The sequence below is a fragment of the Candidatus Angelobacter sp. genome (genome assembly GCA_035607015.1).
In the GTDB taxonomy this organism is placed as follows: domain Bacteria; phylum Verrucomicrobiota; class Verrucomicrobiia; order Limisphaerales; family AV2; genus AV2.
In genome coordinates this window covers 1-4,810 of record DATNDF010000289.1, presented here as the reverse complement: position 1 = coordinate 4,810, position 4,810 = coordinate 1, and the positions used below count along the sequence as shown (strand labels likewise).

The 4,810-nt window shown below is 57.5% G+C and carries 5 protein-coding genes; 2 read left to right on the top strand and 3 right to left on the bottom strand.

Annotated features, from left to right (window positions below):
* On the bottom strand, positions 1-575 hold a 575-nt coding region (locus VN887_11675; GenBank protein HXT40662.1), incomplete at its 3' end, for a Gfo/Idh/MocA family oxidoreductase.
* 198 nt (positions 576-773) lie between these two features.
* Here VN887_11675 and VN887_11670 point away from each other — a divergent pair.
* Together VN887_11670 and VN887_11665 are read left to right on the top strand one after the other, a co-directional pair.
* Positions 774-1,985, top strand: coding sequence for a serpin family protein (locus tag VN887_11670; protein ID HXT40661.1), 1,212 nt, complete (start codon positions 774-776; stop codon positions 1,983-1,985).
* Between the two features lie 182 nt (positions 1,986-2,167).
* A complete protein-coding gene (locus VN887_11665) occupies positions 2,168-3,514 on the top strand; it encodes an alkaline phosphatase family protein (GenBank protein HXT40660.1) in 1,347 nt (448 codons plus the stop codon).
* An 83-nt stretch (positions 3,515-3,597) separates the two neighbouring features.
* Here the strand turns inward: VN887_11665 and VN887_11660 are convergent, their stop codons facing one another.
* Together VN887_11660 and VN887_11655 are read right to left on the bottom strand one after the other, a co-directional pair.
* The gene (locus tag VN887_11660; GenBank protein ID HXT40659.1) at positions 3,598-4,278 is read right to left on the bottom strand and encodes a hypothetical protein; all 681 of its coding nucleotides are present in this window, start codon (positions 4,276-4,278) and stop codon (positions 3,598-3,600) included.
* A gap of 156 nt (positions 4,279-4,434) precedes the next feature.
* Positions 4,435-4,810 (bottom strand): M2 family metallopeptidase (locus VN887_11655; GenBank protein ID HXT40658.1); only part of this gene is annotated, 376 nt, incomplete at its 5' end.

Genomic DNA, 4,810 nt, shown 5'->3' with positions numbered 1-4,810 from the left:
GAGCAGCCGATTTCCTTCGGTCCGCGATGCCCGTCATGCACCACGATCCGGCGCAGCTCGCCAATTTCATTCCGATCATGGACCATTTCGTAGGCGGCGCGATTGCCCGGATACCACGTCGTCTCGTAATTCACGAAGACCCGGATGTTTCCCCGCTTCGCGGCGGCTTCGATGGCCCGCGCATGTTTTATGTTCACCGCCAGCGGTTTTTCCATCATCACATCCACGTGCTGCGCGGCACAGCGCTCGACCACTGCGCGATGCCCGAACGTGCTGGTGAACGTGGCCACCGCTTGCACCTTCGTGCGCGAAAACAGATCGTCCAGACTGGCGAAAAAAAGATTAGAACTCAGATTGAAGCGGCGCGAATAGCTCTCAATCAAAGCGCGGTTGGTTTCGACAATGGCGACCAGCTCCACCTCGCGTCGATTGCGCAACCGGGGAAGGAAACCCTGAGCGTGATCGTGACTGAGTCCGACAATGGCGATCCGCACGGGCGGCTTGTTGTCCTGTGGGTTTGCAGCCAGAGTGACGGCGAAAAGGATTCCCAGAAGCGCGTAGCGAAACATGTTCATAAATGGATTGGTGTTCGAGCGCCGCCATTTGATAAGGAAGAAATTCAAGAGTCAAGATTGGTGGAATTCTGAGGGACTGACCAAGAATTCCTAACCGCGGAGACGCGGAGACGCGGAGCTCAGTCCCAGAATTCAAGAAGTCAGATAGATCTCAACTGTGTGTGGTCAGGTGGCGTTCCGTTGGAGTAAAATCGTTGCATGAAAATAAAGATTGGCTTGCTGCTGATTGCCGGGTCGGCGGCAGGTTTCAATTTCGCTGCTGCTGCAGAGTCTGACTTGTCCAAACTTGCGGTTGCGAACAACACCTTCACCTTCAAATTGCTGAAGCAATTGTCCACGCAGCAACCCGCTTCGAGCGTTTTTGTTTCGCCATACAGCGCGGCGACAGCGTTGCAGATGGTCGCAAACGGCGCGTCAGGCATGACAAAAGTGGAAATTCAACAGATCTTGGGAACGACCGGCCTTTCCGCAGCGTCGTTGAACGCGGCCAGCAAGGCCGCAACTGATTTACTCAATCTCAAAGACACCAACGTCATCCTTACCACGGCCAATGCGCTTTGGTATCGACAGGGGGCGGCGTTTAACCCCGGCTTCCTTGAAGCGAACCAGAAGTTTTTCTTGTCAACGGTCAAGGCGCTGGACTTTCGCAACGTTCCCTTGGCGGAGGCGGAAATCAACCGGTGGGCGAGCGACCAGACGCACGGCCGCATCACCGGAATCGCCAACGGCATGATTGATCCGATCTACACGGATTTGGTGCTGGCGAACGCGGTTTATTTCAGGGGCAAGTGGCTCGACCCGTTTGACGCAAACCTGACACAAGAGCGCCCGTTTCATCCCGCCGCTGGCGCAGCCAAAAATCTGCCGATGATGGAGATGTCGAAAAAGTTCACCTACCGCAAAGGTTCTGGCTATCAAGCGGTGCGGTTGCCCTACGTGGGCGACGATCTGGCGATGTATGTCTTTCTACCTGATCCCGGCTCGAGTGCGCCGAAGTTGCTGCAAGTTATGAACGGCGACAATTGGCGTCGCGTGACGATTCCGGGATTCAAAGACCGCGATGGCCTGGTGGTGCTGCCCAAATTCAAACTCGAAAATACGCTGGAACTGAATACGCCACTCAAAGCGCTGGGAATGAAAACAGCATTCAATGACAGGAAGGCGGATTTTTCAGGAATGTTCAGCGAGCGGCATTACATTTCCGAAGTCCGGCAAAAAGCCTTCGTGGAGGTGAGTGAAGAAGGAACTGAAGCCGCGGCGGTGACGGCGATAGCTATTCCAGCATCCGTCTCCTTTGAGGAAAACCCGCCGAAGCCGTTTCAGATGATCGTGGACCGGCCCTTTTTGTTCGCCATTGTGGACGCGCGCAGCGGGATGATTTTGTTTATGGGCTTAGTGAACGACCTTTGACTCTGCGCCTCTGCGTCCGTGCGGTTCAACTCTGGTAACTCTCCGTCCCCACGCATGAGCTGACCGGGTTGCGGTCGCCGAAGACGTTGTCCACTTGGTCCTTGTCAACCAAACGAAATCGCTTTTCACGGTCGCCATTCAGGGCTATCTCTTCAACGGCCAATTATCAATGAGGCGACGTCATGTCACTCGATCAAATTGACACAATCATTTTCGTGATGCTGGAGAACCGGTCGTTCGATCACGTGCTCGGTTATCTCAGCCTGCCGCCGTTCAACCGCGGCAACGTCGAGGGATTACGGGCCGGTCTGTCCAACGACTACGGCGGGGCGACGTTTCCCGTTTTTCATCTCGCGAATCCCGAGGCGGATTTACCGGGCGACCCGCCCCACGAGCGGCGCGATATCGGCATCCAGTTGAACGGTCCTTTGCCGGGGCCGATCGGTCTGCCGCCGTATCCGATGAACGGCTTCATTGTCAGCTACGCCGCCGTGAATCACGTCAACCCGGGTGATCAGCCGTGCGTGATGGGTTATTTCGACGGGAATGACCTGCCCGCCGCAAACTATTTGGCGCGGCAATTCTGCATCTGCGACCATTGGTTTTGCTCATTGCCAGCCGGGACGCAACCCAACCGCCTCATGGCTCACAGCGGTTACAGCCGCATCGAGGTCAACCAGCCCATCGCGTTGCCGAAGCAGGAACTCGTGTACGACTGGCTCGACGCCAAAAAGGTCCGCTGGCGGGTGTACCACGAAGGTATCCCGTTCTTTATTTTGATGGACGACTGGCATCTGCGGGTGCTCGTGGACGATCACTTCCGGGATTACGATGATTTTCTCAAAGATTGGATGGGCGAAGGCGACGCGACGTCGCCCCAGGTCATCTTCATCGAACCGCGTTATACGGACGCGCCACACGTCGAACCTCCGAGCGATGACCATGCGCCTTCGCCAATCGCCAACGGCCAGCGTTTTCTGTCGCGGGTCTTCGGTGATATTCAAACCAATCCCGACCGGTGGGCGAAAACGCTGCTGGTCGTCACCTACGACGAGCACGGTGGTTTTTTCGATCACGTCTCGCCCGTCGCCGTTCGCACCGAGGCCCCGGACGGGAATGCTTATCCCGCGTTCGAATCCACGGGTCCGCGCGTGCCGGCGTTTTTGGTCTCACCGTTCGTCGAGCCGGGTAGTGTGTTTCGCGGTACGCTGGACCATACTTCGTTTCTGAAATTGTTGGGGAAGAAATTCAACGGCGGCAGCTACTCGACGGCGGTGGACGCGCGGCAGGTTGGCGATTTGACCGAAGCACTGACCCTCACGAGTCCGCGAAGGAAGCTGGCGCCGTCGCCACTGCGGCGATCACGGCCGGGCGCGGCCCGGCCGGTCGGATTCACGCCGGGGAAGGCGCCCCGTGACAAGATTCCCCAAGCGTTTCAGGACGCGGTGACAAAGGCCATTGCAGCGCGGCCGAACGACGCTGCCCGGAAGTTTCCCGAACTCTTCAGCGATTTTGGTTTCAAGCGTTGAGCAAGGCCCGTTGGCCGCAACAACCAACGCATTCGCGTCAATTCGCGGCTCAATGGCGCGACTCTGCGTTTCCGCGTTGAAAGTCAGAGCTTCTTCTTCGCTTCTTCCGGCACGATCAATTTGGTCGAGCCGGCATCCTTGATTTCAGTCGTCCAGAGGCGGTCCACATCGAATTCATTGCCGTTGAAGTCCACCTTGCCGGTCACTTTGAATTCAAACCTGGTGAGCGCGCCGTCCTTCACCCAGAATTTCACCGAACCTTTTGGATTGCTGACGGTCCCGAACCGGAATTGGGCCTTCGCGCCGTCTTCGGTCATGTCGCCAGAATACACGTCGCTGTCCTTCTTGAGTTCCTTCGTGGCGGCGGCCAGCTCGGCAGCCTGCGCGGCGGGAACCTTGAAGTTCTTGATGATCCGTCCGAGAAACCGGCGGGGACCCTCGGCGCTGTCCAGATCGGCGAGCGCCTGCCAGCCGCCATCGGGATCGCTGACGGCCGCCTTGTCGCCTTTCATAAAAACCTGTGTGCTGTTATCGCCAAAGTTCAGGGTGAGATGTGTGACACCGTCCTTCTCGGTCTGGCCTTCGGACGGGCCGGGTTTGAACTGGGCGCTCTCGGGAACCGCGACGGTGGTTTTCCAACTGTAATTCGCCTGGTCGCCGAGTTTCTTCGTGGCGGCAAGAACATCATCCTTGGGGCTTGAGTCCGCCGCGAGGAGCGATCCGGCGAGCAACACCGTAGCGTTGATGAGTGAGATCTTCTTCATTGAGGAGCCTTTCGTTTGTTGCGGTTTGACTGACGCAGAATGACCTTGAACGACGAGACGAATCGTATCGTCGTCACGTTCTTCGGGCAAGGTAGAACCAGCAAATCAATCGGGTGCCCGGCGGGGCATTGGCGTTGAATCGCGTGGCCGGCGATTTCATTGACCGCGAAAATCCTCGGCGAACGCCTTCGGATTCAACTCCTCGCCGGTCGCGAACCGGGTCAGCTCGTTCCAGGGAAGCGTCTTGCCGGGAGCGAACACGCGTTTTTTCATGTAGCGGCCCACGCTCTTGTGGCCGACGTAAATGGCGTGAGCGGGATCGGTCTTGAGCACCTCACGCGCGATGGCGTGATGCACCTGCGAAGCGAAGAGCTGGCCCATCATGTAGTTGTGGTAATAGGCCGGGGCCACGACGATATGAACCTTGCTGGCGTAATCCGGCGCGTTGCGGCCTTCGGGCCGTTTGACCATCTGATATTTCTCGACCAGGTCCCACCAGAGTTTGTTCAGGTCCTGATCCGGATTCGCATAA

What these genes read in the sequence shown, in the direction of transcription:
- VN887_11670 (HXT40661.1), top strand. Translation starts at nt 774, where the DNA reads ATGAAAATAAAGATTGGCTTGCTGCTGATTGCCGGGTCGGCGGCAGGT.
- VN887_11665 (HXT40660.1), top strand. Translation starts at nt 2,168, where the DNA reads ATGTCACTCGATCAAATTGACACAATCATTTTCGTGATGCTGGAGAAC.
- VN887_11660 (HXT40659.1), bottom strand. Translation starts at nt 4,278, where the DNA reads ATGAAGAAGATCTCACTCATCAACGCTACGGTGTTGCTCGCCGGATCG.